This is a genomic window from Streptomyces sp. NPDC052701, assembly GCF_040678355.1.
GTDB lineage: Bacteria > Actinomycetota > Actinomycetes > Streptomycetales > Streptomycetaceae > Streptomyces.
Genome location: NZ_JBFATO010000007.1, coordinates 76,306 through 99,306 on the forward strand (window position 1 = coordinate 76,306; position 23,001 = coordinate 99,306).

Sequence of the window (23,001 nt, forward strand, 5' to 3'; positions counted from 1 at the left end):
GGCTGTCAATTCGCCACCTCGAGGTCGGGTACCACCTTGCGCAGCTCGTCCGGCGAGAGCGCCCCCTGCCGCAGCAGCACGGGCACCGGGCCGGTCACGTCGACGATCGAGGACGGCACGTTGCCGGGGGTGGGGCCGCCGTCCAGGTACACGGAGACGGAGTCGCCGAGCATCTCCTGCGCGGCGTCGCAGTTCTCCGGCGCCGGGTGGCCGGTCAGGTTGGCGGAGGAGACGGCCATGGGGCCCACCTCCGTCAGCAGCTCGATGGCGACCGGGTGCAGCGGCATGCGCACCGCGACCGTGCCGCGGGTGTCGCCGAGGTCCCACTGCAGGGACGGCTGGTGCTTGGCGACCAGCGTCAGCGCGCCCGGCCAGAAGGCGTCGACCAGCTCCCAGGCCAGCTCGGAGAAGTCCGTGACGAGTCCGTGCAGCGTGTTCGGGGAGCCGATGAGGACGGGGGTGGGCATGTTCCGGCCCCGGCCCTTGGCCTGGAGCAGGTCGGCGACGGCCTCCGCGGAGAACGCGTCGGCGCCGATGCCGTACACCGTGTCCGTCGGCAGCACCACGAGCTCGCCACGGCGGACGGCGGACGCTGCCTCGCGCAGGCCGGTCACACGGTCGGTCGCGTCGTTGGTGTCGTATCGCCGTGCCATGTCTAGTGGGCCTCCTCGTACACGTACTGCGGGGGTGAAGTCTGCGGGCTGCTCACGGCAGCGCCTTGCGGGCGGTGGCGAACCGGGGGCGGTTGTTCAGGTCGGGGTGGTCGGCCGCGTCGGTCCAGCCGCGGTCCTCGGCGAAGATCCACGGCACCTGGCCGCCCTGGGTGTCGGCGTGCTCGACGACGACGACCCCGCCGGGGCGCAGCAGCCGGTGCGCGGTGCGTTCGATGCCGCGGATCAGGTCGAGGCCGTCCTCGCCGGAGAACAGGGCCATCTGCGGGTCGTGGTCGCGTGCCTCGGGGGCGACGTACTCCCACTCGGTGAGCGGGATGTAGGGCGGGTTGGAGATGACCAGGTCGACCTGGCCGTCGAGGTCCGGGAAGGCCGTCAGCGCGTCGCCCTGGCGCAGTTCGACCCGGGACCCCTCCATGTTCTTGCGGGTCCACACCAGGGCGTCCTCGGACAGCTCCACGGCGTACACCCGCGAACGCGGCACCTCCTGGGCGAGGGCGAGCGCGATGGCGCCCGACCCGGTGCACAGGTCGACGATGCACGGCTCGACGACGTCCATGGCCCGTACGGCGTCTATGGCCCAGCCGACCACGGACTCGGTCTCGGGCCGGGGCACGAACACCCCGGGCCCCACCTGGAGTTCCAGGTACCGGAAGTAGGCGCGTCCGGTGATGTGCTGCAGGGGCTCGCGGGCCTCGCGGCGGGCGACGACCTCCCAGTAGCGGGCGTCGAAGTCGGAGTCCTTCACGGTGTGCAGCTCGCCCCGCTTCACGCCGTGCACGAAGGCGGCGAGCTCCTCCGCGTCGGTGCGCGGCGAGGGCACGCCGGCGTCGGCCAGCCGCTGGGTGGCCTGGGCCACCTCCGCGAGCAGCACGCTGCGGGGGCTCGGGGGTCGCCCCCCGGGGTCTTGCTGCACGCTCGTCCTCCGGTACTCGGTGCTCCGTACTACGGCTAGGCGTACTCGTGCGTCACGCGGCTGCGAGCTTGGCGGCCGAGTCCGCGTCGACGCAGGCCTGGATCACCGCGTCGAGGTCGCCGTCCAGGACCTGGTCCAGGTTGTACGCCTTGAAGCCGACGCGGTGGTCCGAGATGCGGTTCTCCGGGAAGTTGTAGGTGCGGATCTTCTCGGAGCGGTCGACGGTGCGGACCTGGCTGCGGCGGGCGTCGGCGGCGTTCCGCTCCGCCTCCTCCTGCGCCATGGCGAGCAGCCTGGAGCGCAGGATACGCAGTGCCTGCTCCTTGTTCTGCAGCTGGCTCTTCTCGTTCTGGCAGGAGGCCACGACACCGGTCGGGATGTGCGTGATGCGCACGGCGGAGTCGGTGGTGTTGACCGACTGGCCGCCCGGTCCCGAGGAGCGGTAGACGTCGATGCGCAGGTCGTTGGGGTTGATCTCCACGTCGACCTCCTCGGCCTCCGGGGTGACCAGCACACCGGCGGCGGAGGTGTGGATGCGGCCCTGCGACTCGGTGGCCGGCACCCGCTGCACGCGGTGCACGCCGCCCTCGTACTTCAGGCGCGCCCACACGCCCTGCCCGGGCTCGACCTGCCCGCGGGCCTTCACGGCGACCTGGACGTCCTTGTAGCCGCCCAGCTCGGACTCGGTGGCGTCGATGATCTCGGTCTTCCAGCCGACGCGCTCGGCGTAGCGCAGGTACATGCGCAGCAGGTCGCCGGCGAACAGGGCGGACTCGTCGCCGCCCGCGCCCGCCTTGATCTCCAGGATGACGTCCTTGTCGTCGCTGGGGTCACGCGGGACGAGCAGCAGCCGCAGCTTCTCGGTGAGCTCCTCGCGCTGCTTCTCCAGCTCCTTGACCTCGGCGGCGAAGTCGGGGTCGTCGGCGCCCAGCTCGCGCGCGGTCTCGATGTCGTCGCCGGTCTGCTTCCAGGAGCGGTACGCGGCGACGATCGGGGTGAGCTCGGCGTAGCGCTTGTTCAGCTTGCGCGCGTTGGCCTGGTCGGCGTGGACCGACGGGTCGGCGAGCTTCTTCTCCAGGTCGGCGTGCTCGCTGACGAGTTCCTCGACGGCCTCGAACATCTTGGGGGCTCCTGTGTCCTGCGGGGAAGTCCTGCGGGGAAGGGGAAGGCGGGCGACCAAAAACGCCGGTCCCGGCGCGCACCGAAGAGCGCGGCCGTGGACCGGCGGATGGGGGCTCGCTACTTCTTGGAGCCGGCGGCCTTGCCGAAGCGGGCCTCGAAGCGGGCCACACGGCCACCGGTGTCGAGGATCTTCTGCTTGCCCGTGTAGAACGGGTGGCACTCGGAGCAGACCTCGGCCCGGATGGTGCCGGACTCGATGGTGCTGCGGGTGGTGAACGACGCGCCGCAGGTGCAGCTTACCTGCGTCTCGACGTACGTGGGGTGGATGTCGCGCTTCAAGGTGTCTCCTAGGTTTCGGGAGGGCGCCGGGTCGCCGCCGCGGGATGCGGGAGCGTGAACCGGAGCCGACGTACCAGTCTGCCAGGACTGGCGCCGTACCCCAAAACCAGGGGCCGTTGTCGTTTGTTCCCCGGGGGCGCGGGTGTTCCCCGGGGGCGCGGGGGGTTCGCGGGGGCACGGGGGTTCGCGGCCGGCCGCCCGGTCCCCCGTGCCCCCCAGGAGCACGGGGGGCACGTCCCTCACGGGGCGCTCACGACGTCCCCGGCCTCGCCGGTCGCGGTGCCCTCGGTGGCGGCCCTCGGGACGGGCCTGTCGCCCCGCAGGGCGTCCCACACCAGCCGGGCCTTGGCCTTCTCGACGAGGACGCGGTTGGGGTCGGCGGGGTCGTACCGGACCGGCATGGTCACCATCTGCATGTTCGACGCGCCGATGCCCCTGAGGCCGCCCGCGAACGACATCAGCCTGTTGACCGAGCCGAGGTCGGAGTCGGTCGTCACGGTCCTGGTGGCGGTGTCGGCGAGGTCGTACAGCTTCTTCGGGCTGGTGAAGACGCCGATGTCCTCGACCTGCTCGGCCAGGGCCCTGACGAAGGCCTGCTGGAGCTGGATGCGGCCGAGGTCGGAGCCGTCGCCGACGCCGTGCCGGGTGCGGACCAGGCCGAGGGCCTGCTCGCCGTCCAGGCGGTGCGTGCCGGCCGGGAGGCGGAGGTGGCTCTCGGGGTCGTCGATGTCCCTGGTGGTGGTGACCTCCACGCCGCCGAGCTCGTCGACGAGCTTGCGGAAGCCGCTGAAGTCGACCTCCAGGTAGTGGTCCATGCGCAGGCCGGTCAGGGACTCGACGGTCTTGACGGCGCAGGCGGCGCCGCCGGTGGAGTAGGCGGAGTTGAACATCACGCCGCGCGCGGCGGGGTGCTCCTCGCCCTCGGTGCCGGTGCACGCGGGGCGGTCGATGATCGTGTCGCGCGGGATGGAGACCACGCCGGCCCTCCGGTGGCCTTCGTACACGTGCACGATCATCGCCGTGTCGGAGCGGGCGGTGCCGTCGCCGGCGCCGCCGCCGAGCTCCCTGTTGCCGCCGGCGCGGGTGTCGGAGCCGAGGACGAGGATGTTCCGGGAGTCGTTGTCGGCCTTCCGCGGGCGGTCGCCGCCCAGCACCTGGTCGATGTCGACGCTGCGGAGGTTGCCGTTGAGCTTGACGTACAGGTAACCGGCGCCGGTGCCGCCCAGGACGACGATGCCCGCGGCGGTCCAGGCCATGACCAGCAGCCCTCTGTGGCGCCTGCCGCGGGGTCTGCGGCGGCGCGGCCCGCCGGTGCCGGTCTCCCCCGGCGTGCTCTGGGCGCTCATGTGCTCCTCGGCTCGTCTCCGGTCGGTTACCCCTTGCACTCGGTGCCAGGCCTGGTCCGTTCGGTCCCTTGTGCACCCATCGTCCCTCGGTCCGGCCCGACGGGGAAACCGGCCGCGGGTTCGCACGACGCCGTGTGCCCGCCGCGGGGGCGGCGGGCACACGGCGGGTCGGCCCCGCCGTGGGGCGCCGTGCCGGCCGGGGTTTCAGCCCCAGATGTCGTACTGCTGGTAGCCGGTGCCCAGGGAGATCCTCGTGGCGAAGATCTCGCTGGTCGCCTTGCCGGTGCCCTTGTACAGGTACAGGGTGCCGCCGGGCGTGCGGGCCAGGAAGTCGGCCCTGCCGTCGCCGGTGATGTCGCCGACCGCGTCGAAGGCGTTGTAGCCGGTCCAGGCGCTGCGGACCTTCACACGGGTGGAGAAGGCCCCGGTGCCGGACTTGCCGGTGCCCTTGTACAGGTACAGGTCGCCGTTGCTCTTGCTGCGGGTGATCAGGTCGGTCTTGCCGTCGCCGGTGAAGTCGCCGTGGCCGCGCAGGGAGTTGTACTGGTTCCAGCCGGAGCCGGCCTTGACGCGGGCGGCGAAGGTGCCGTTGCCCTTGCCCGGGTAGATCCACAGGTCGCCGGCGGAGTCGACGGAGAGCAGGTCGGGCAGGTAGTCGCCGGTGACGTCGCCGGGGGTGACGATGCGGGTGCGGGTCTTCCAGTTGTCGGCGAGCTGCTTGGTGGCCCAGGTGCCACTGGCGGGCACGTAGTGCGTCCAGTGGACGTCGCCGGTGGCGCCGACCCGGTAGACGAGGTCCTCGTAGCCGTCCCGGTCGAGGTCGGTCTGCAGGACGGTGTTCACGCCGTCCCAGCCGCCCCAGGACTCGCGGGTGGCGAACGCGGTGCCCGTGGAGTTCTTGGAGTAGCCGGTCCGCGTGGCGGCGTTGCGCACCCACAGGTCGGCCCTGTGGTCGCCGTTGAGGTTGGTGTCGTCGATGCGCGGGTAGGCGGCGCCGACGTACGCACTGACCTTGGCGAAGACGCTGTAGGCGCCCTTCTCGACGCAGTCCCGCACGCCCCAGGACACCACGCCGACGATCCGGTTGTTCACGACCAGGGGGCCGCCGGAGTCGCCGTTGCAGGCCGTGGTGGTGCCGGTGTCGCTGCCGCTGGCGGGGGTGCCCGCGCAGACCATGTGGCCCTTGACGAAGTCGGCGCCGTAGTAGCCCGCGCAGGTGCTGTCGGACCGGATCGGCAGCGTGGCCGTCTTCAGCGTGTCGGAGATGTCCTGGCTGGTGGAGCTGGTACGGCCCCAGCCGTAGACCTTGGCGCTGGTGCCGGCGGCGTAGGAGGCGGTGTCGCCGGACGTCGTCATCCGGATCGGCGTGGCCCTGACGGGGTGGGGCAGGGTCAGCACGGCGATGTCGTTGTCGAGCGTCGTCGCGTTGTACGACGGGTGGTTCCACTGGCGCCAGACGCCGGTGGCGGTACCGCCGTGCAGGTCGTCGCCCGAGGCCAGCTGGGACGTGCCGGTCACGACGGCGCCCTTGGCGTGCCAGTCGTAGCCCTTGACGCAGTGCGCGGCGGTGAGGATCTTCGCCGGCGCGACGACCGCGCCGCCGCAGAAGAAGCCGATGTCGTCGGTGGTGCCGGTGGTGCCCCGGTCGTCGTGGTACCAGAGCTGGGCCATCCAGGGCGCCGAGGTGAGGGTGGTGGTCGTACCGCCGATGATCTTCGCGTCGACGGTGCCGTCGCCGGCGCTCGCGTTCAGCGGCGACCTGCTCGTCCGCCCGGCGGTGTCGTCGCCGGCGACGGCGCCGGCGATGCGCCGCTGCAGCTCGGCGAGCGACGGGGAGGCGGTGGCGGGCTTGGCGGTGGGCCGCGGCAGCGGGGTGGCGGCGTCCGCGGACGAGGTCAGCAGCGCGGCGCCCAGGACGGCGGCGATCCCGGCGGCTCCGATGGGCAGGGCGAAGCGTATCCGGCGTCTGTGACGGCCGGCGCCGGACATGGACGTGGGCAAGGAAGTCCCCCCAGAGATGCATGAGATGGAAGGGGCGCCTGGTGCGCCCCTTCCCCTCTGCGCCGAAAGGCCGTTCCCCGTCACAGGGTGACGGGGAACGGCCTTTCGTCCCGGGGGCGCGGAGCCGTGCCGATGCGCGGCTCCGCCGCGTGGGCGCGACGCAGCCGCAGCCGCGTCGCGCCCCGCGAACCCGGTCGGCTAGTCGCCGTTGCCGGGCGCCGGCGTCGTCTTCTGGATCTGCATCAGGAACTCGACGTTCGACTTGGTCTGCTTCATCTTGTCGAGCAGCAGCTCGATCGCCTGCTGCTGGTCGAGCGCGTGCAGCACCCGGCGCAGCTTCCAGACGATGCCCAGCTCCTCGGCGCCGAGCAGGATCTCCTCCTTGCGGGTGCCGGACGCGTCCACGTCCACCGCCGGGAAGATGCGCTTGTCGGCGAGCTTCCGGTCGAGCTTGAGCTCCATGTTGCCGGTGCCCTTGAACTCCTCGAAGATCACCTCGTCCATGCGGGAGCCGGTGTCGACGAGAGCCGTGGCCAGGATGGTGAGCGAGCCGCCGTCCTCGATGTTGCGCGCGGCACCGAAGAAGCGCTTCGGCGGGTACAGGGCGGTCGAGTCGACACCACCGGACAGGATGCGGCCGGAGGCCGGGGCGGCGAGGTTGTACGCACGGCCCAGACGCGTGATGGAGTCGAGCAGCACGACCACGTCGTGGCCCAGCTCCACCAGCCGCTTGGCGCGCTCGATGGCGAGCTCGGCGACCGTGGTGTGGTCCTCGGCGGGGCGGTCGAAGGTCGAGGAGATGACCTCGCCCTTGACCGACCGCTGCATGTCGGTGACCTCTTCCGGACGCTCGTCGACCAGGACGACCATCAGGTGGCACTCGGGGTTGTTGTGCGTGATCGCGTTGGCGATGGCCTGCATGATCATGGTCTTGCCGGTCTTCGGCGGGGCCACGATCAGACCGCGCTGGCCCTTGCCGATCGGCGAGACCAGGTCGATGATGCGGGTCGTCAGCACGCCCGGGTCCGTCTCCAGGCGGAGGCGGTCCTGCGGGTACAGCGGGGTGAGCTTGTTGAACTCCGGGCGGCCGCGGCCGTGTTCGGGCGCCATGCCGTTGACGGAGTCCAGGCGTACCAGCGCGTTGAACTTCTCGCGCCGCTCGCCCTCCTTGGGCTGGCGGACCGCACCGGTGATGTGGTCGCCCTTGCGCAGGCCGTTCTTGCGGACCTGGGCGAGGGAGACGTACACGTCGTTCGGACCCGGCAGGTAGCCGGAGGTGCGGATGAAGGCGTAGTTGTCGAGGATGTCGAGGATGCCCGCGACGGGGATCAGGACGTCGTCCTCGGCGATCTGCGGCTCGGGGGCGATGTCGTCGCGGCCGCGGCGGCCACGGCGGTCGCGGTAGCGGCCGCGGCGGCCACGGCGGCCGCCCGCCTCGTCGTCGTAGCCGTCGTCCTGCTGACGGTCCTGACGGCCGCCGCCCTGCTGCTGGTTCTGCTGCTGGCCGCGCTGGCCGCCCTGCTGGTCGTCGCCCTTGCGGCGGTCGCGGTCCCGGTCGCGGTCACGGCCGCGCTCACGGCGGTCGCGGCGGCGGCCCTCGCCGCCCTCGCCGCCCTCGCCCCTGGTGTCGTTCTGGGACTGCTGCTGGGACTGCGCGGACGTCTCGGCCTTCGGTTCGCCCTTCGCCTCGGCGGCGATCGTCTCGGGCGCGGCGGACGGGGCGCCGGCCTCGGCGGTGGCGCGGCGGCGACGGCGCTCGGCGGGGGCGTCCTCGCCGGCGGGGGCGCCCTGCTGGTCGGGCGAGGCCGAGGCCTTGGGAGAGGGCTGGCCCGGGATCTCGATCTGCTGCTGGGCCACGGCCTTCTCGGCCGGGGCCTCGGTCCTGGCGTCCGCCTGCTTCTCGGCCTTCTCGGCGCTGTCACCCGTACGGGTCCGCGAGGTGGCGCGGCGCTTGGGCTTGGTCTCGGCGGGGGCCTCGGCCTTGGCCGGGGCGGCGCCGCCGGCCGCCTGCGCCTCCTTGATGACCTCGATCAGCTGGCTCTTGCGCATGCGCGCGGTGCCCCTGATGCCGAGGCCGGATGCGACCTGCTGCAGCTCGGCCAGCACCATGCCCTCGAGGCCGGTACCGCGGCGCCGCCGGGAGCCGGCACCGGTGGCAGGCGCGGAGGCGTCCGTGGCGGGCGCGGCAGCGGTCTCCTCGACACGTGCGCCCATCAGATCGGTGGTGTCGCTCACGAAGGGTCCTTCCCTGGAGCGGACGTCGGCCTGTCTGGCTCGGCGACCGGTTGTGCTGTCCGGCTTCGGTCCTTGCTGTGTGGACCGCGCCGGGGCGGTGGTCCGCCTGAACGGCGGAAGAGATATCTGGTGATGGCGCTTCCTTGAGCCGTGGCACCCAGTGTCTGTGTCACGCGGCGTGGTCGCACCGGTTCCGGAGCGTGCCCGTCGGGCCGTTCAGTGTTCGTGCACGGCGTACGGCCTGCGTACGACGTACGGAACACAGTGCGGCTTGGGGGGCTCCCGGAAGAATGTCTGTCCCGGACGGGGACACGAGGCACCTCGCCATGGTGGGGTCGGGTGCAGACTTGAGATTAACACTACCGGATCCAACAAACATTCCCCCTCTCGAAATCCGGCAACCGTGTCAGGCGGTGTCCAGGGTGGCGAGCGGCAGCACGCTCGCGCCCTGCAGATCGAGGCCCAGCCGGTTCGCGGCCCAGTCCGCGCCCGCCAGCGCCTCGACCTTGTCGGCGGTGCCCGCGTCGGCGAGCGCCATGACCGTGGGGCCGGCGCCGGAGATCACCGCGGGGACGCCGTCGGCCCGCAGCCGCTCCACCAGCGCCGCGCTCTCGGGCATGGCGGGGGCCCGGTAGTCCTGGTGGAGGCGGTCCTCGGTGGCGGGCAGCAGCAGTTCGGGGCGCCTGGTCAGGGCCTCGACGAGCAGTGCGGCGCGGCCGGCGTTGGCCGCGGCGTCGACGTGCGGCACGGTGCGCGGCAGCAGGCCGCGGGCGGTCTCGGTCAGAACCGGCTTCGCGGGCACGAAAACCACCGGAACGATGGAATCGGCCGGCTCCATCCTGATCGCCCGCGCGCCGCCGCCCTCCATCCAGGAGAGCGTGAAGCCGCCCAGCAGGCAGGCCGCGACGTTGTCGGGGTGGCCCTCGATCTCGGTGGCGAGCTCCAGCAGCGCGATGTCGTCGAGCTTGGCCTCGGCGCCTATGGTCACGGCGCGGGCGGCGACGATGCCGGCGCAGATGGCGGCCGAGGAGGAGCCCAGGCCCCGGCCGTGCGGAATGCGGTTGGCGCAGACGATTTCCAGGCCACGCGGCTGCCCGCCCAGCACATCGAAGGCAGTACGCAGGGAGCGCACAAGAAGATGACGCTCGTCGCGTGGGAGAGTCTCGCTGCCCTCGCCCGCGATGTCGATGTGCAGCCCGGAGTCGGCCACCCGGACGACCACGTCGTCGTACAGCCCCAGCGCGAGACCGAGGGCGTCGAAGCCCGGCCCGAGGTTGGCGCTGGTGGCGGGGACGCGCACCCGGACGGCGGCGGCGCGGAACGCTGGACCGGCCATCGCTCGATGACTCTCCTTGAGCTGCGTGGTGGTCGAACGACATTCGATGACGTACGAGAACCCCGAGGGCCGCTGCCGGCCGGGGGCCGGCCGCTGTCCGGGCCGCGGAGACGGCGCGGCACGCGCCATATGCGAGGGCATATGCGGCGGGCGGGTTCGGTACAGCCTATCGAAGGAAGGTTCTGTGGCGACATAGGGCGCACAGAAGGCGCACGATGCGTGTCGCAAGCCCCCTGTGCACCCATCGTAGGGAACTTCCCCGGGCGGGCGTCGTCTTACGCCGGGCCGTGGCGCGCGGTGCCCCGGCGCTGGTGGCGCGGGCCCCGCCACCGCGGGCGCCGGTGCGCGGGCGGTGGCGGGACGGGCCCCTCCGGGCCGCGGGCTACGCCAGTCCGAGGCGCTCGGCCGCCGCGGCCGCGTCGACGGGCACGGTGACCGGCTGCGGGGCGCCGGCGACGGCCCAGTCCGGGTCCTTCAGGCCGTTGCCGGTGACCGTGCACACGATGCGCTGCCCCGGGTCGACCTTGCCCTGCTCGGCGGCCTTCAGCAGACCGGCGACGGACGCGGCGGACGCGGGCTCGACGAAGACGCCCTCCTTCGCGGCCAACAACCGGTAGGCCCGCAGGATCTCACGGTCCGTCACCTCGTCGACGAGACCGCCGGACTCGTCCCGGGCGGCCAGGGCGTACTGCCAGGACGCGGGGTTGCCGATGCGGATGGCGGTGGCGATGGTCGACGGGTCCTTGACCACCTCGCCGCGCACGATCGGGGCGCTGCCGGAGGCCTGGAAACCCCACATGCGCGGGGTCCTGGTGGCGACGCCGTCACCGGCGTACTCCCGGTAGCCCTTCCAATAGGCCGTGATGTTCCCGGCGTTGCCGACCGGCAGCACGTGGATGTCGGGCGCGTCGCCGAGCATGTCCACGATCTCGAAGGCGGCCGTCTTCTGCCCCTCGATGCGCACCGGGTTGACCGAATTCACCAGCGCCACGGGGTAGTTCTCGCTCAGGCCGCGCGCGAGGGTGAGGCAGTCGTCGAAGTTGCCGTCGACCTGGAGGATCTTCGCGCCGTGCACCAGGGCCTGGCCCATCTTGCCGAGCGCGATCTTGCCCTGCGGCACGAGCACGGCGGACACCATGCCCGCACGCACCGCGTACGCGGCGGCGGAGGCGGAGGTGTTGCCGGTGGAGGCGCAGATGACGGCCTTCGCCCCCTCCTCCTTGGCCTTGGAGATGGCCATGGTCATGCCGCGGTCCTTGAAGGACCCGGTGGGGTTCGCGCCCTCGACCTTGAGGTGGACCTCACAGCCCGTGCGCTCGGAGAGCACCTGCGCGGGCACGAGGGGCGTGCCGCCCTCGCGGAGCGTCACGACCGGCGTGGTGTCCGATACCGGCAGCCGGTCCCGGTACTCCTCGATGATTCCGCGCCACTGGTGGGTCATTGCTGGTTACTCTCCTTCAACCCGCATGATGCTGGCGACACCGCGCACGGTGTCGAGCTTGCGCAACGCCTCGACGGTCCCGCCGAGGGCCGCGTCGGACGCACGGTGGGTGACGACGACGAGGGAGGCCTCGCCGTCCTTCCCCTGCTGGCGCACCGTGTCGATCGAGACACCGTGCTCGGCGAAGACGGTCGCGACCTGGGCGAGCACACCCGGTTTGTCGGCCACGTCGAGGCTGATGTGGTAGCGCGTGACGACCTCGCCCATCGGCGAGACGGGCAGCGCGGCGTACGCGGACTCGCCCGGCCCGGTCGCGTCGCTGAGCCGGTTGCGGCAGACGGCGACCAGGTCGCCGAGCACGGCGGAGGCGGTCGGGGCACCGCCCGCGCCCGGCCCGTAGAACATGAGCTGCCCGGAGGCGTCCGACTCGACGAAGACGGCGTTGTACGCGCCGTGGACGGAGGCCAGCGGGTGGCTGAGCGGGATCATGGCCGGGTGCACGCGCGCGGTGACGGAGGCCCCGTCCTCGGCCCGCTCGCAGATGGCGAGCAGCTTGATGGTGCAGCCCATCTCCCGGGCCGAGGCGAAGTCGGCGGCGGTGACCTCGGTCATGCCCTCGCGGTAGACGTCGTCCAGGCGCACGCGCGTGTGGAAGGCGATCCCGGCGAGGATGGCCGCCTTGGCCGCGGCGTCGAACCCCTCGACGTCCGCGGTCGGGTCGGCCTCGGCGTACCCCAGGGCGGTGGCCTCGTCGAGCGCCTCCTGGTATCCGGCGCCCGTGGAGTCCATCTTGTCGAGGATGAAGTTGGTCGTCCCGTTGACGATCCCGAGCACCCGGTTGACCTTGTCGCCGGCCAGGGACTCGCGCAGCGGCCGGATCAGCGGGATGGCACCGGCGACGGCGGCCTCGTAGTACAGGTCCCGGCCGTGCTCCTCGGCGGCGGCGTGCAGGGCGGCCCCGTCCTGGGCGAGCAGCGCCTTGTTCGCGGACACGACGGACGCCCCGTGCTCGAAGGCGGTGGTGATGAGCGTACGGGCGGGTTCGATGCCGCCGATGACCTCGACCACGACGTCGATGTCGCCGCGTTTGACCAGGGCGGTGGCGTCGGTGGTGACGAGGGCCGGGTCGATGCCCGCACGGACCTTGCCGGGGCGCCGTACGGCCACGCCCGCCAGCTCGACGGGGGCCCCGATCCTGGCCGCGAGGTCGTCGGCGTGCGTCGTCATGATGCGCGCCACCTCTGAGCCGACCACTCCACAGCCCAGCAGCGCCACCTTCAGCGGACGCGTACGCATCATCCGACCTCGTTTCCTCAATACCGTATGCGGTGGAACCAGTCTCACCCACCGGACCGGAGTTTCTGCCCTTCGTCCGGATCGTGAGACATTTATTTCATTTGTACGGGGGCGGGAGACAGAAGATCTTCCGCCCCGGCGGCGCCGGCCTCAGCCGACGTCGAGACGCAGGAGGTCCTCCTCGGTCTCCCGGCGCACGATCACGCGCGCCTCGCCGTCCCGGACGGCGACGACCGGCGGGCGCAGCACGTGGTTGTAGTTGCTGGCCATGGACCGGCAGTACGCCCCGGTGGCCGGCACGGCGACCAGGTCCCCGGGCGCCAGGTCGCCCGGCAGGAACGCGTCGCGCACCACGATGTCCCCGCTCTCGCAGTGCTTGCCGACGACACGGCAGAGCATCGGCTCGGCGTCGGAGGCCCGGGAGACCAGCGCGACGCTGTACTCGGCGTCGTACAGCGCGGTGCGGATGTTGTCCGACATGCCGCCGTCGACGGAGACGTACGTACGCAGCCCGTCGAGCGGCTTGACCGTGCCGACCTCGTAGAGCGTGAAGGCGGTGGGCCCGACGATGGCGCGTCCCGGCTCGACGGAGATGCGGGGGGTGCGCAGGCGGGCGGCCTCGCACTCCCGGCCGACGATCTCGGTCAGCGCCTTGGCGATCTCGTGCGGCTCGCGCGGATCGTCGTCGCTGGTGTACGCGATGCCGAGGCCGCCGCCGAGGTCGATCTCGGGCAGCTCGACACCGTGCTCGTCGCGGATCTCCCTCAGCAGCCCGACCACCCGGTGCGCGGCGACCTCGAACCCGGACATGTCGAAGATCTGCGACCCGATGTGGCTGTGGATGCCGACGAGCTCCAGCCCGTCGAGCTGCAGCGCACGCCGTACCGCCTCGGCGGCCTGCCCGCCGGCGAGCGGGATGCCGAACTTCTGGTCCTCGTGGGCCGTGGCGATGAACTCGTGCGTGTGGGCCTCGACGCCGACGGTCACGCGGATGAGGACCTTCTGCCGCTTGCCGAGGGACTGCGCGATGTGGGCCACCCGCACGATCTCCTGGAAGGAGTCGAGGACGATGTGCCCGACCCCGGCGCGCACGGCCCGGTCGATCTCCGCGGCGGACTTGTTGTTGCCGTGGAAGGCGATGCGCTCGGCGGGCATCCCGGCGGACAGCGCGGTGGCGAGCTCGCCGCCGGAGCAGACGTCGAGGTTGAGCCCTTCCTCGTGCAGCCAGCGCACGACGGCGCGGGAGAGGAAGGCCTTGCCGGCGTAGAAGACGTCGGCGTCGGCGCCGAAGGCGGTCCGCCAGGCACGGGCGCGCGCCCGGAAGTCGGTCTCGTCGAGGACGTAGGCGGGGGTGCCGAACTCCTCGGCGAGCCGGGTGACGGGGATGCCGCCGACGCTGAGGACGCCGTGCTCGTCACGGCTGACCGTCTGGGCCCACACCTTCGGGTCGAGGGCGTTGAGGTCGGCGGGCGGGGCGCTGTAGTGCCCCTCGGGGAGGACGTCGGCGTGACGGGGCCCGGCGGGGTGTGCGGAACGGCTCATGTCTGGGTCGCTCTCCGTGTCTCGTCTCAGAGGTGGTCGGGTGCGTCGATGCCGAGCAGGGACAGGCCGCCGGCCAGCACCGTCCCGGCGGCTTCGGCGAGGGCGAGCCGGGCGCGGTGGGCGGCCGAGGGTTTCTCCTCGCCGAGGGGCAGGACGGCGGGGAGCAGGGGGAGCGCGGCGTCGGCGACGGCGACGAGGTGCCGGGCGAGACGGTCGGGGGCGCGGTGCGCCGCCGCCCGGGCCAGGACGCGGGGATGGTCGGCGAGGACGGCGAGGAGGGACGCGACGTCCTCGCGCACCTCCCCCGGCTCGGAGGCGAAGCCGAGGTCGGCGGCGTTGCGCACCAGGGCCCGGGTGCGGGCGTGGGCGTAGCGCACGCGGAAGAGCGGATTGCTCTCGCGCTGCACGAGGTGGTCACCGCAGATCCGGGGCCGGTCGTGGGCGGCGGGGTGGAGCAGCGCCCAGCGGGCGGCGTCACGGCCGAGGGGAAGAGGGTCGGCGGGGGCGGGGACGGGGCGGAGGGTGACGGGGGTGAGTGAGGCGGGGGCGGGGGCCTGCGCGGAGGGCGGGGCTTGCGCGGGGGTCGGCCGAGGGGCCGACTGCTCACGGGTCGACGGCTCGGGGATCGACGGCCCGGGGAAGCCCTGGCCGTCGACGTGGACGCCCAGCACGCTCTGCCACGCCGGCTCGGGCGGGGCGTCGCGGGTGACGCGGACCGGGGCGCCCTGGGAACGGAGGATGCGGGCGAGGGCGTCCGCGAGGACGGCGGCCCGGACCTCATGGGGATGGTGCAACCGGGTGACCTGCCCGGCGGACCGGTCCTCGACGTGCCCGTACCGCGGGCCGTCCCGGAGGATCTCCGCCACGAGGGCCGAGGGCGCACCGTCCCGCAGGCTGATGTTGAGGAATCCGGGCCCGGTGACGACGACGTCGGCGATGCCGTCGAGTCCGACGAGGCGCGGACGGAGGATCTCGGCGACACGGCGGGGCGGCTGTCCGGCGGGCCGGGCGAGCTGGAGGGCGATGTTGGTGGCGTAGTCGCCGCATCCCCCGGGACCGGGCGGTGCGACCACGACCCGTTCGGGAAGCGTCACGCTCAGTTCCCCGTCGTCGACGGCACGGCGCACCGCGTGCAGCACGGTGCGCGAGAGCTCGACGGGGGTCACGGGACAAGCGTAGGGGAGGAGGGGGGTGGGCGGGCGAGCCGGTTTGCCCCGGGTCCCGGGATGTGGACGGGCGGACACCCGATGGTGGATCAACGGGCGCCCGGTTGGTGGATCAGTGGGCGCCCGGCCGGTGGGTCAGCGGGTGTTCAGCCGGTGGGCCAGAGGGTGCCCGGCCGGTGGACCAGCGGGCGCCCGGCCGGTGGATCAACTGCCGGCCCGGCCTGCCCGCTCGGCTTCCCCGACCCCGAGGACGCCTCCGAAGGAGGAGGTGTCCCCCTCGAACGACGAGGTTCCTCCCTCGAACGAGGGAGTGCCCCCTTCACCCTCCGCCCGACTCCCCCGGTCCCGCTTCCGTCCCATCAGCTGCCGTACGAGACGCACGAGCTCGGCAGGCTCGAAGGGCTTGGCGAGGAAGGCGTCGACCCCGACGTCGAGACCGGCCTCGACCTCGTACTGCGTACAGGCACTGATGATGGCGAGGGGAAGGTCACGGGTGAGCGGATCGGCACGCAGCCGCGCAGCGGCCCTGATCCCGTCCAGCCGAGGCATGACGACGTCCAGGGTGACCACGTCGGGCTGCACCTGATGGACGACTTCCAGACACTCGGCACCATCGGCCGCGGTCACGACCTCGATGCCCTCCAGCTCGAGGTTGACCCTGATCAACTGCCGGATGACCTTGTTGTCGTCCACAACAAGCACCCGGCCCGACGCGCCTGGCACAACTTGAGAGTAGGTCCGGACCGGCCACCGCGTCCGGGTTTTCCCCACTTCCGCCCGCCCGGGGGACCCACACCCGCCGCCCCGGCCCGACCCGCCCGGGCCGACCTGCCGGAAACCCGTTCATGACCACCCCGGCGGAGCTGGTAGTGTTCTACCCGTCGCCGCGAGCAACGCGACCGACACGCCCCCGTAGCTCAGGGGATAGAGCAACGGCCTCCGGAGCCGTGTGCGCAGGTTCGAATCCTGCCGGGGGCACCTTGGACTAGGTGCCCAAAGACCCCGTCACCAGCGGAAACGCTGAGGCCGGGGTCTTCGCGTATGTGCAGGCGTGTGCTGTCCGGAGCGGGCGTGTGGCGGGGGCTGTGGAGTGTTCACGTATTGGCAACGGGCGACGGACGCCCAGGCCGGCGGGCGTTTCTCACGCCGTGGCCCGAGCCTCCACCAGCGACCGCTGCACGTCGCCCACCAGGTCCCGGAGGCGTCCGGGCTGCACGCCCTCGTGTTCCATCCACTCGTCGAAGCGAGGACGCAGGTGCCGCACCATGCCCATCCCGTGGCGACGCAGCACCGAGCGATTGATCGAGATCTCCTCCTGCACCTCCCTTCGGAGATCATCGGTCCAGCCCTGCGCCCGGTCGTCCTCCTCCAGAGGAGCCTTGAGGGCGGTCACCGCTTCGTCCAGGACCGCAAGCAAGCTCATGACATCTCCCAAGACCACAAGTGCGACCTGCTCTTGAAAACGACTGGGGAACCAGACTTCGAGGTGCTGGAAGCCCAGCGGCTCGTCGCCCGCGGGCGAGCAGAAAGGGAGTCGGCCACCGGTTCCTGTCAGCCCTTCAATGTCAAAAGCCCCCGGGCGGGTACGGGGGCTCGAAGCCTAGCGCCGCGCGGGATCATTCGTCCTCGGGCAAGAGCTCCTCGATCTTGCGGTCGGCGATCTCCTGCCGTCCGTCGATGGACTTGGCGCAGCGAGCCGATCGCGGCGTCACCGAGGTCCGAGAGCGGAGCGATGGGCGGCGTGTCGGCGGGTCGCCCTCGCCCGCTCCGGGGCGGCCTGTCCCGTGTCAGGCCGAGCGTTTGCGGGATGTCGTTCTCTTCGGGGACGGCCTCTTCCCGGTGTCCGGTGTCGGCTCCTGCGCCGGCGCCGGCGTTCCCGCCGTGGACGCCGGCTCCTCGCCGTCGGCCTCGTCCGGGGCCGTCCGGGTCGACCCGTGCCGGGGGAGGCGGCTGACGTCGGCCTCCTGTGCGAGGGGCTTGTCGCCGCGTGGTTCCCGGGCCGCCCGTACGCTCCTCTCCAGGGCCGCCGTCAGGTCCAGGACCTGGCCGTCCTGCGAGGGACCCGGGGTTTCCGGGAGGGTCGTGCCGGCCGCCTTCGCCCGTACGACCTCCTCCAGGGCCTCGCGGTACTCGTCGTGGAGGTCCTCCAGGTCGATCTCGCCCAGGGTGTCCATCAGGAGCTCCGCCAGGTCCAGTTCCTTGGCGCGGACCGTGACGTCGGTGTCGGGGGCCAGGCCCTCGGGGGAGCGGACCTCGTCCGGCCAGAGGAGGCCGTGCAGGGTGAGGGCGCCGTCGACCACGCGCAGCATGCCCAGGCGTTCCCGGCCCCGCAGGGCGTACTTCGCGATCGCCGCCTTGTTGCTGCGTTTCAGGGCCTCGCGCAGGAGCGTGTACGGCTTCGCGGCCGGGGTGCCGTTCGCCGCCAGGTAGTACGGCGTCTCCATCTGGAGGGGGTCGATCCGGTCCGCCGGGACGAAGGCCACGATCTCGATGGTCTTGGCCGTCGGGATCGGCAGACGGGACAGGTCCTCGTCGGTGATCGGGATGACCGTGCCGTCCCTGTCCTCGTAGCCCTTGCCGACCTCCGCGCCGCTGATCTCGCGGTCCTCCAGTTCGCAGAACTTTCGGTGGCGGATGCGGCCGCCGTCCTCCGTGTGGATCTGGCGGAAGGAGACCGCGTGGTTCTCGGTGGCGTTCACCAGCTTGACCGGGATGCTGACCAGGCCGAACGAGATGTCGCCGTTCCATATGGATCTCACGTGCAGCACCTTTCCGGTTTCCGGGCGTCCGGTGATCACCGTTGGGTCGCCTGAGCGATTGAGTCGCCTGGAGGATTTATACGGCTTTGGTCAGGAACCTCATCGTATGTCTCCTCCGGTGGAGGCGGAGGAGCGGTGGGGCGGAGGGTGCGCTCCGCGAATCGGGGAGGGGCCGGGTGGTGCCGGGGCGTCTTCCGGGGGCGGCCGCGCCAGGGGGCGGCTGCGGCGGTCAGCTCGCGGTCACACCCGCCCCCACGTGTTCCGGTCCCGCGCCATCGCGTGCAGGGCCTCCACGTCGGCCGGCTTGAGCACTCCGCCCAGGCGGGCCAGGTCGGTCAGGGCCGAGTCCGCCAGGACGCGGACCCCGCGCGGGGCGGCGGTGACCGACAGTTCCGCCGCGCCCACCGGCACCAGGACCGGGTGGACCTCGGCGGTCAGGGCGTAGGAGGCGCGGTCGGCGTCGGCGCGCAGGCGGCGCAGCAGCGGGAGGGGGTCGCGGCGGCCCAGGGTGATCAGCGGACCGGCGACCGTGACCCGCTGTCTGCGGGCGTACAGGGCATGGACGGCGAACAGGCCGCCGGGGCCGATCACCAGGTGGTGGATGCGGTCGCCGCCGGGGAGCGGGACGGAGTGCAGGGCGTGCCAGCCGGCGCCGTCCAGGCGGTCCAGGACCTCCCCCACCGCCTGTTCCGCCTCCAGGGCCCGGCGGCGCGGGTCGGGGCGGAGACGGTGGGCCGGGCCGGGGTCGCGGTCCAGGGCGATCAGGAGGGCCTCGCCGGGGCGGTTGGGCGCCAGGTCGTCGTCCGGGTGGAGGGAGAGCCGGGCGAGCTCGGCGGGGGTCGGCACGGGGGGCGGGCCCACGGTCACCCGGCCCGTGATGAAGGGGCCCAGGGCTTCCAGTACGTCGTCCGCGCGGTCCTCGCTGAGCAGGCTCACCCGGGCCGCCTCACGGTCGTACCAGGCGACGTTCCTGCCGTCCGGGAGGCAGACGTAGAGCCGTTCCCGACCGTGCCGCCAGGTCGGTACGACGCGCAGTCGGCTCATACGCCATCACCTCATGACCATGGGAACAGGCGGGGCGCTCCGGGGCAAGAAGCCAGTCGCCTTCGAGGGTGGCGGGGCGGGAGGGCGGGCGGGTGTCGTCGTGGACGACCCGCGGGGCCGGCCGGCCCACCCGGTGCGCAAAAAGACTTCCCCCGAACGGGATGCACGCGGTCATCGGTCATCGGTCATCGCCGGTCACGGGCGGTCCCTTCACGGCCCCGGGCGGCCCCTTCCCCGCGCCGGTCACGCGCCCGGTCCCCGGAGCCCGGCCCCGCCCCGCCGATGCCGATGTCCCGGACACGGAGCACGCTCGGCCCACCCGAAGCACGCAAGGCAGATCATTTGGGTAGGTTCCGGGCATGAGCAAGGCCGGAATCACCCTGGCGACGGCGGACCCGCCCGCGCCCGCCGCGCGCCCTCCCCGGCGCCGTGGCGTCGAACTCGCCCTCATCGTCCTGGCCGTCCTGCTGTCCGTGTACGGCTACTGCGCCGTCGGTCTCGCCAGGACCGGCTCCGTGCCGCCCGGCGCGGCCGGGTACGGCGCCGGGCTCGGTGTCCTCGCGCTCCTGGCGCACCTCGCGGTACGCCTGCGGGCCCCGTACGCCGACCCCCTCCTCCTGCCGATCGGGGTGCTGCTCAACGGGCTCGGCCTGGTGCTGATCTACCGGCTCGACCTGGAGACGCCGGGCGACCGGGCGGCCCCGGCCCAGCTGGTCTGGTCGACGCTGGGCGTGGCCCTGTTCATCCTGGTCGTGCTGCTGCTGCGCGACCACCGGGTGCTCCAGCGCTACGCGTACGTCTGTGTCGCCGCCGCCCTCGTCCTGCTCACGCTGCCGATCCTCTTCCCGGCGGTGAACGGCGCCCGCATCTGGATCCGGGTCGCCGGGTTCTCCATCCAGCCGGGCGAGTTCGCGAAGGTGCTGCTGGCGGTGTTCTTCGCCGCGTACCTGGCGGCGAACCGCACCGCCCTCGCCTACACGGGCCGCCGCCTGGGGTGGCTCCAGCTCCCCACCGGCCGGGTGCTCGGCCCGATCGTCGCCGTCTGGCTGGTGAGCGTGGGGGTGCTGGTCCTGGAGCGGGACCTCGGCACCTCGCTGCTGTTCTTCGGCCTGTTCGTGGTGCTGCTGTACGTCGCCACCGGCCGCACCGGCTGGATCGCCGTGGGCCTGCTGCTGGCCTCGCTGGGCGCGGTCGCCGTCGGCCGGCTGGAGCCGCACGTGCACGGCAGGATCGAGACCTGGCTGCACCCGTTCGCGTCGATCGAGGCGGGCGAGGGCCCGAACCAGCTCGCGCAGTCCCTGTTCGCCTTCGCCGAGGGCGGGATGCTCGGCACGGGGCTCGGGCTCGGCCACTCCGTCCTCATCGGGTTCGCCGTGAAGTCGGACTTCATCCTGGCCACGGCCGGCGAGGAGCTCGGCCTGGCGGGCCTGTCCGCCGTCTTCCTGCTGTACGGCCTGCTCGTGGAGCGCGGCTACCGGGCGGGCCTGGCGATCCGCGACCCCTTCGGGCAGCTGCTGGCCGTCGGGCTCGCCTCGATCGTGGCGCTGCAGGTGTTCGTGATCGCGGGCGGGGTGAGCGGCCTGATCCCGCTGACCGGCATGGCGATGCCGTTCCTGGCGCAGGGCGGCTCGTCGGTGGTGACCAACTGGGCGATCGTGGCGCTGCTGGTGCGCGTGAGCGGCTCGGCCCGGCGGCAGTACGACGGGCGGGTCGCCCCATGAGCCGCGGGCGGGACGGGCGCCCGCGCGGACGCGGGGAGGCCCGTTGACCCGCCACATCCGGCACGCCGCCGTCTTCTGCGCCCTGCTGCTGGTGGCGCTGCTGTGCAACGCCGCGCGCGTCCAGGTCCTCCAGGCCCGGTCCTACGAGGGCAACGCGGCCAACCGCCGCCCGGACATCGCCCGGTACGGGCAGCCGCGCGGCGACATCCTGGTCGGCGGCCGGCCCGTCACCGGCTCACGCGACACCGGTGAGCAGCTCCGCTACGAACGCACCTACCGCGACGGCCCGTTGTACGCGCCGGTCACCGGCTTCGCCTCGCAGCTGTACGGCACGGCGCTCCTGGAGCACGCCGCGGACGGCCTGCTGTCCGGCACGGACGCGCTGCTGACGCCGTTCCCGCTGTGGAACGACTTCACGCGCTCCCGGAGCCGGGGCGGGAACGTCGTCACCACGATCCATCCGGCCGCGCAGCGGGCGGCGTTCGAGGGGCTCAGCGGCCGCAAGGGCGCGGTGGCGGCGCTGGAGCCGTCGACCGGCCGGATCCTGGCGCTGGTGTCGGTCCCGTCGTACGACCCGCAGGAGCTGTCCGGCAACGGGCCGGACGTGGCGCGGGCCTGGGCGCGGCTGAACGCCGATCCGGACCGGCCGATGCTCAACCGGGCGGTGGCGCGGACGTATCCGCCGGGTTCGACGTTCAAGGTGGTCACCGCGGCGGCGGCGCTGGACGCGGGCGTGGTCACGGACCTGGACGCGCCGACCGACTCCCCCGACCGGTACACCCTGCCCGGGACGACGACGAGTCTGACGAACGGGTCCCGGGGCTGCGCGGACGCCTCCGTGCGCGACGCGTTCGCCTTCTCCTGCAACACGGTGTTCGCCAAGCTGGGCGTGGAGACGGGTGCGGCGGACATGGCGGCCACCGCGCACGCCTTCGGCTTCAACGACGGGGACCTGCGCGTCCCGTTCCCGGTGGCGCGGTCCACCTTCGACACCTCGGTGGACCGGGCGCAGCTCGCGCTGTCCTCGATCGGGCAGTACAACACGCGGGCCACGCCGTTGCAGATGGCGATGGTCGCGGCGGCCGTCGCCAACGGCGGGCAGGTGCGGCAGCCGTACCTGGTGGAGCGGACGACGCGGGCGGGCGGCGGCACCCTGTCGGCCGCCGCGCCGGGTCCGGCACGGCAGGCGATGCACCCGTCGACCGCCGTGCAGCTGCGCGCGCTGATGCGGGACGTGGTGGAGCGGGGCACCGGCACACGCGCCGCGATCCGCGGCGCCGTCGTCGGCGGCAAGACCGGCACCGCCCAGCACGGCCTCGGCAACTCCGGTACGCCGTACGCCTGGTTCGTCTCCTGGGCGCGGGCCCACGGCGACCTGGAGCCGAAGGTGGCGGTCGCGGTGGTGGTGGAGGACGCGGAGGCGCACCGGGGCGAGATCAGCGGCGGCGGGGACGCGGCGCCGGTCGCGCGGGCGGTGATGGAGGCGGTTCTCAGGTCCTGAGAGGGGGGTATCGCGGAGCGCGGGGTCCGGCCTACCGTCCGGTCATGACTGCAGCCGCCGCGTACGAACTCGCCCAGGTCAACCTCGCCCGCCTCAAGGCCCCCTTGGACTCACCGCAGTTGAAGGACTTCGTCGACGCCCTCGACCCGGTGAACGCGGACGCGGACGCCGCCGACGGGTTCGTCTGGCGGCTGCAGGGCGACTCCGGCAACGCGACGGACGTCCCGGTCTTCGGCGACTCCTGGCTGATCGTCAACATGTCGGTCTGGCGGGACACCGGCGCCCTGACGGCGTACATGTACCAGGGCCGTCACCGGGAGATGCTGGCCCGGCGGCGGGAGTGGTTCGAGAAGCTGCGGGAGGCGATGACGGCCCTGTGGTGGGTCCCGGCCGGGCACCGCCCGACGGTGGCGGAGGCGGAGGCGCGGCTGCTCCACCTGCGCGCGCACGGCCCGACGCCGTACGCGTTCACGCTGCGCACGTCGTTCCCGCCCCAGGGGGCGCGGCCGCTCCTGGGCGAGGTGCCGGAGGGACTGGGCTGCTCGGCCTAGCGGCGGGGGCGCCC

19 protein-coding genes and 1 tRNA gene are annotated in these 23,001 nt (G+C 72.7%); 4 read left to right on the forward strand and 16 right to left on the reverse strand.

Features of this window, described 5'->3' with window-relative positions; translation table 11 throughout:
- Positions 1 to 5: 5 nt before the first annotated feature.
- The 13 genes from AB0L29_RS11325 to AB0L29_RS11385 form a co-directional block, all read right to left on the reverse strand.
- Positions 6 to 653: an L-threonylcarbamoyladenylate synthase gene (locus AB0L29_RS11325; RefSeq protein ID WP_365825748.1), complete on the reverse strand. Its 648-nt coding sequence runs from the start codon at positions 651 to 653 to the stop codon at positions 6 to 8.
- Positions 654 to 705: 52 nt separating this feature from the next.
- Complete coding sequence (prmC, locus tag AB0L29_RS11330; protein ID WP_365825750.1) at positions 706 to 1,545, reverse strand: peptide chain release factor N(5)-glutamine methyltransferase; 840 nt, start codon at positions 1,543 to 1,545, stop codon at positions 706 to 708.
- Between the two features lie 94 nt (positions 1,546 to 1,639).
- Complete coding sequence (prfA, locus tag AB0L29_RS11335) at positions 1,640 to 2,707, reverse strand: peptide chain release factor 1 (protein WP_365825752.1); 1,068 nt, start codon at positions 2,705 to 2,707, stop codon at positions 1,640 to 1,642.
- 119 nt (positions 2,708 to 2,826) lie between these two features.
- The gene (gene rpmE / locus AB0L29_RS11340; RefSeq protein WP_365825754.1) at positions 2,827 to 3,048 is read right to left on the reverse strand and encodes a 50S ribosomal protein L31; all 222 of its coding nucleotides are present in this window, start codon (positions 3,046 to 3,048) and stop codon (positions 2,827 to 2,829) included.
- Positions 3,049 to 3,287: 239 nt separating this feature from the next.
- Complete coding sequence (locus tag AB0L29_RS11345) at positions 3,288 to 4,394, reverse strand: LCP family protein (RefSeq protein WP_365825756.1); 1,107 nt, start codon at positions 4,392 to 4,394, stop codon at positions 3,288 to 3,290.
- Positions 4,395 to 4,598: 204 nt separating this feature from the next.
- Positions 4,599 to 6,383: a trypsin-like serine protease gene (locus AB0L29_RS11350; protein ID WP_365825987.1), complete on the reverse strand. Its 1,785-nt coding sequence runs from the start codon at positions 6,381 to 6,383 to the stop codon at positions 4,599 to 4,601.
- Between the two features lie 210 nt (positions 6,384 to 6,593).
- Positions 6,594 to 8,630: a transcription termination factor Rho gene (gene rho, locus AB0L29_RS11355; protein ID WP_365825758.1), complete on the reverse strand. Its 2,037-nt coding sequence runs from the start codon at positions 8,628 to 8,630 to the stop codon at positions 6,594 to 6,596.
- Between the two features lie 406 nt (positions 8,631 to 9,036).
- On the reverse strand, positions 9,037 to 9,966 hold the full coding sequence (gene thrB / locus AB0L29_RS11360; protein ID WP_365825760.1) for a homoserine kinase: 930 nt from the start codon (positions 9,964 to 9,966) through the stop codon (positions 9,037 to 9,039).
- 382 nt (positions 9,967 to 10,348) lie between these two features.
- Entirely contained in the window at positions 10,349 to 11,407 is a 1,059-nt protein-coding gene (thrC, locus tag AB0L29_RS11365; protein WP_365825762.1) for a threonine synthase, read from the reverse strand.
- Between the two features lie 6 nt (positions 11,408 to 11,413).
- Entirely contained in the window at positions 11,414 to 12,706 is a 1,293-nt protein-coding gene (locus AB0L29_RS11370; protein ID WP_365825764.1) for a homoserine dehydrogenase, read from the reverse strand.
- Positions 12,707 to 12,853: 147 nt separating this feature from the next.
- Positions 12,854 to 14,245, reverse strand: coding sequence for a diaminopimelate decarboxylase (gene lysA, locus AB0L29_RS11375; protein WP_365825766.1), 1,392 nt, complete (start codon positions 14,243 to 14,245; stop codon positions 12,854 to 12,856).
- A gap of 26 nt (positions 14,246 to 14,271) precedes the next feature.
- On the reverse strand, positions 14,272 to 15,411 hold the full coding sequence (gene nrtL, locus AB0L29_RS11380) for an ArgS-related anticodon-binding protein NrtL (protein WP_365825768.1): 1,140 nt from the start codon (positions 15,409 to 15,411) through the stop codon (positions 14,272 to 14,274).
- A 204-nt stretch (positions 15,412 to 15,615) separates the two neighbouring features.
- A complete protein-coding gene (locus AB0L29_RS11385; protein ID WP_365825770.1) occupies positions 15,616 to 16,134 on the reverse strand; it encodes a response regulator in 519 nt (172 codons plus the stop codon).
- 183 nt (positions 16,135 to 16,317) lie between these two features.
- On the opposite strand from AB0L29_RS11385, the gene AB0L29_RS11390 reads away from it, so the two are divergent.
- Positions 16,318 to 16,389, forward strand: a tRNA-Arg gene (locus AB0L29_RS11390).
- Between the two features lie 163 nt (positions 16,390 to 16,552).
- Here the strand turns inward: AB0L29_RS11390 and AB0L29_RS11395 are convergent.
- The 3 genes from AB0L29_RS11395 to AB0L29_RS11405 form a co-directional block, all read right to left on the reverse strand.
- Positions 16,553 to 16,834, reverse strand: coding sequence for a hypothetical protein (locus AB0L29_RS11395; RefSeq protein ID WP_365825772.1), 282 nt, complete (start codon positions 16,832 to 16,834; stop codon positions 16,553 to 16,555).
- 364 nt (positions 16,835 to 17,198) lie between these two features.
- Positions 17,199 to 18,179 carry a Ku protein gene (locus AB0L29_RS11400; RefSeq protein ID WP_365825774.1) on the reverse strand — a complete coding sequence of 327 codons (981 nt, stop codon included), beginning with the start codon at positions 18,177 to 18,179 and terminating at the stop codon, positions 17,199 to 17,201.
- A 231-nt stretch (positions 18,180 to 18,410) separates the two neighbouring features.
- Entirely contained in the window at positions 18,411 to 19,214 is an 804-nt protein-coding gene (locus AB0L29_RS11405; protein ID WP_365825776.1) for a nuclease-related domain-containing protein, read from the reverse strand.
- 359 nt (positions 19,215 to 19,573) lie between these two features.
- Here AB0L29_RS11405 and AB0L29_RS11410 point away from each other — a divergent pair, with 359 nt between their 5' ends.
- Genes AB0L29_RS11410 through AB0L29_RS11420 form a run of 3 tightly spaced genes read left to right on the forward strand, consistent with a single transcriptional unit; the run spans position 19,574 to position 22,987 of the window.
- Positions 19,574 to 20,935: an FtsW/RodA/SpoVE family cell cycle protein gene (locus tag AB0L29_RS11410; RefSeq protein WP_365825778.1), complete on the forward strand. Its 1,362-nt coding sequence runs from the start codon at positions 19,574 to 19,576 to the stop codon at positions 20,933 to 20,935.
- 43 nt (positions 20,936 to 20,978) lie between these two features.
- On the forward strand, positions 20,979 to 22,436 hold the full coding sequence (locus AB0L29_RS11415) for a penicillin-binding transpeptidase domain-containing protein (RefSeq protein WP_365825780.1): 1,458 nt from the start codon (positions 20,979 to 20,981) through the stop codon (positions 22,434 to 22,436).
- A 44-nt stretch (positions 22,437 to 22,480) separates the two neighbouring features.
- Positions 22,481 to 22,987 carry a DUF3291 domain-containing protein gene (locus tag AB0L29_RS11420; protein WP_365825781.1) on the forward strand — a complete coding sequence of 169 codons (507 nt, stop codon included), beginning with the start codon at positions 22,481 to 22,483 and terminating at the stop codon, positions 22,985 to 22,987.
- Positions 22,988 to 23,001 lie beyond the last annotated feature (14 nt).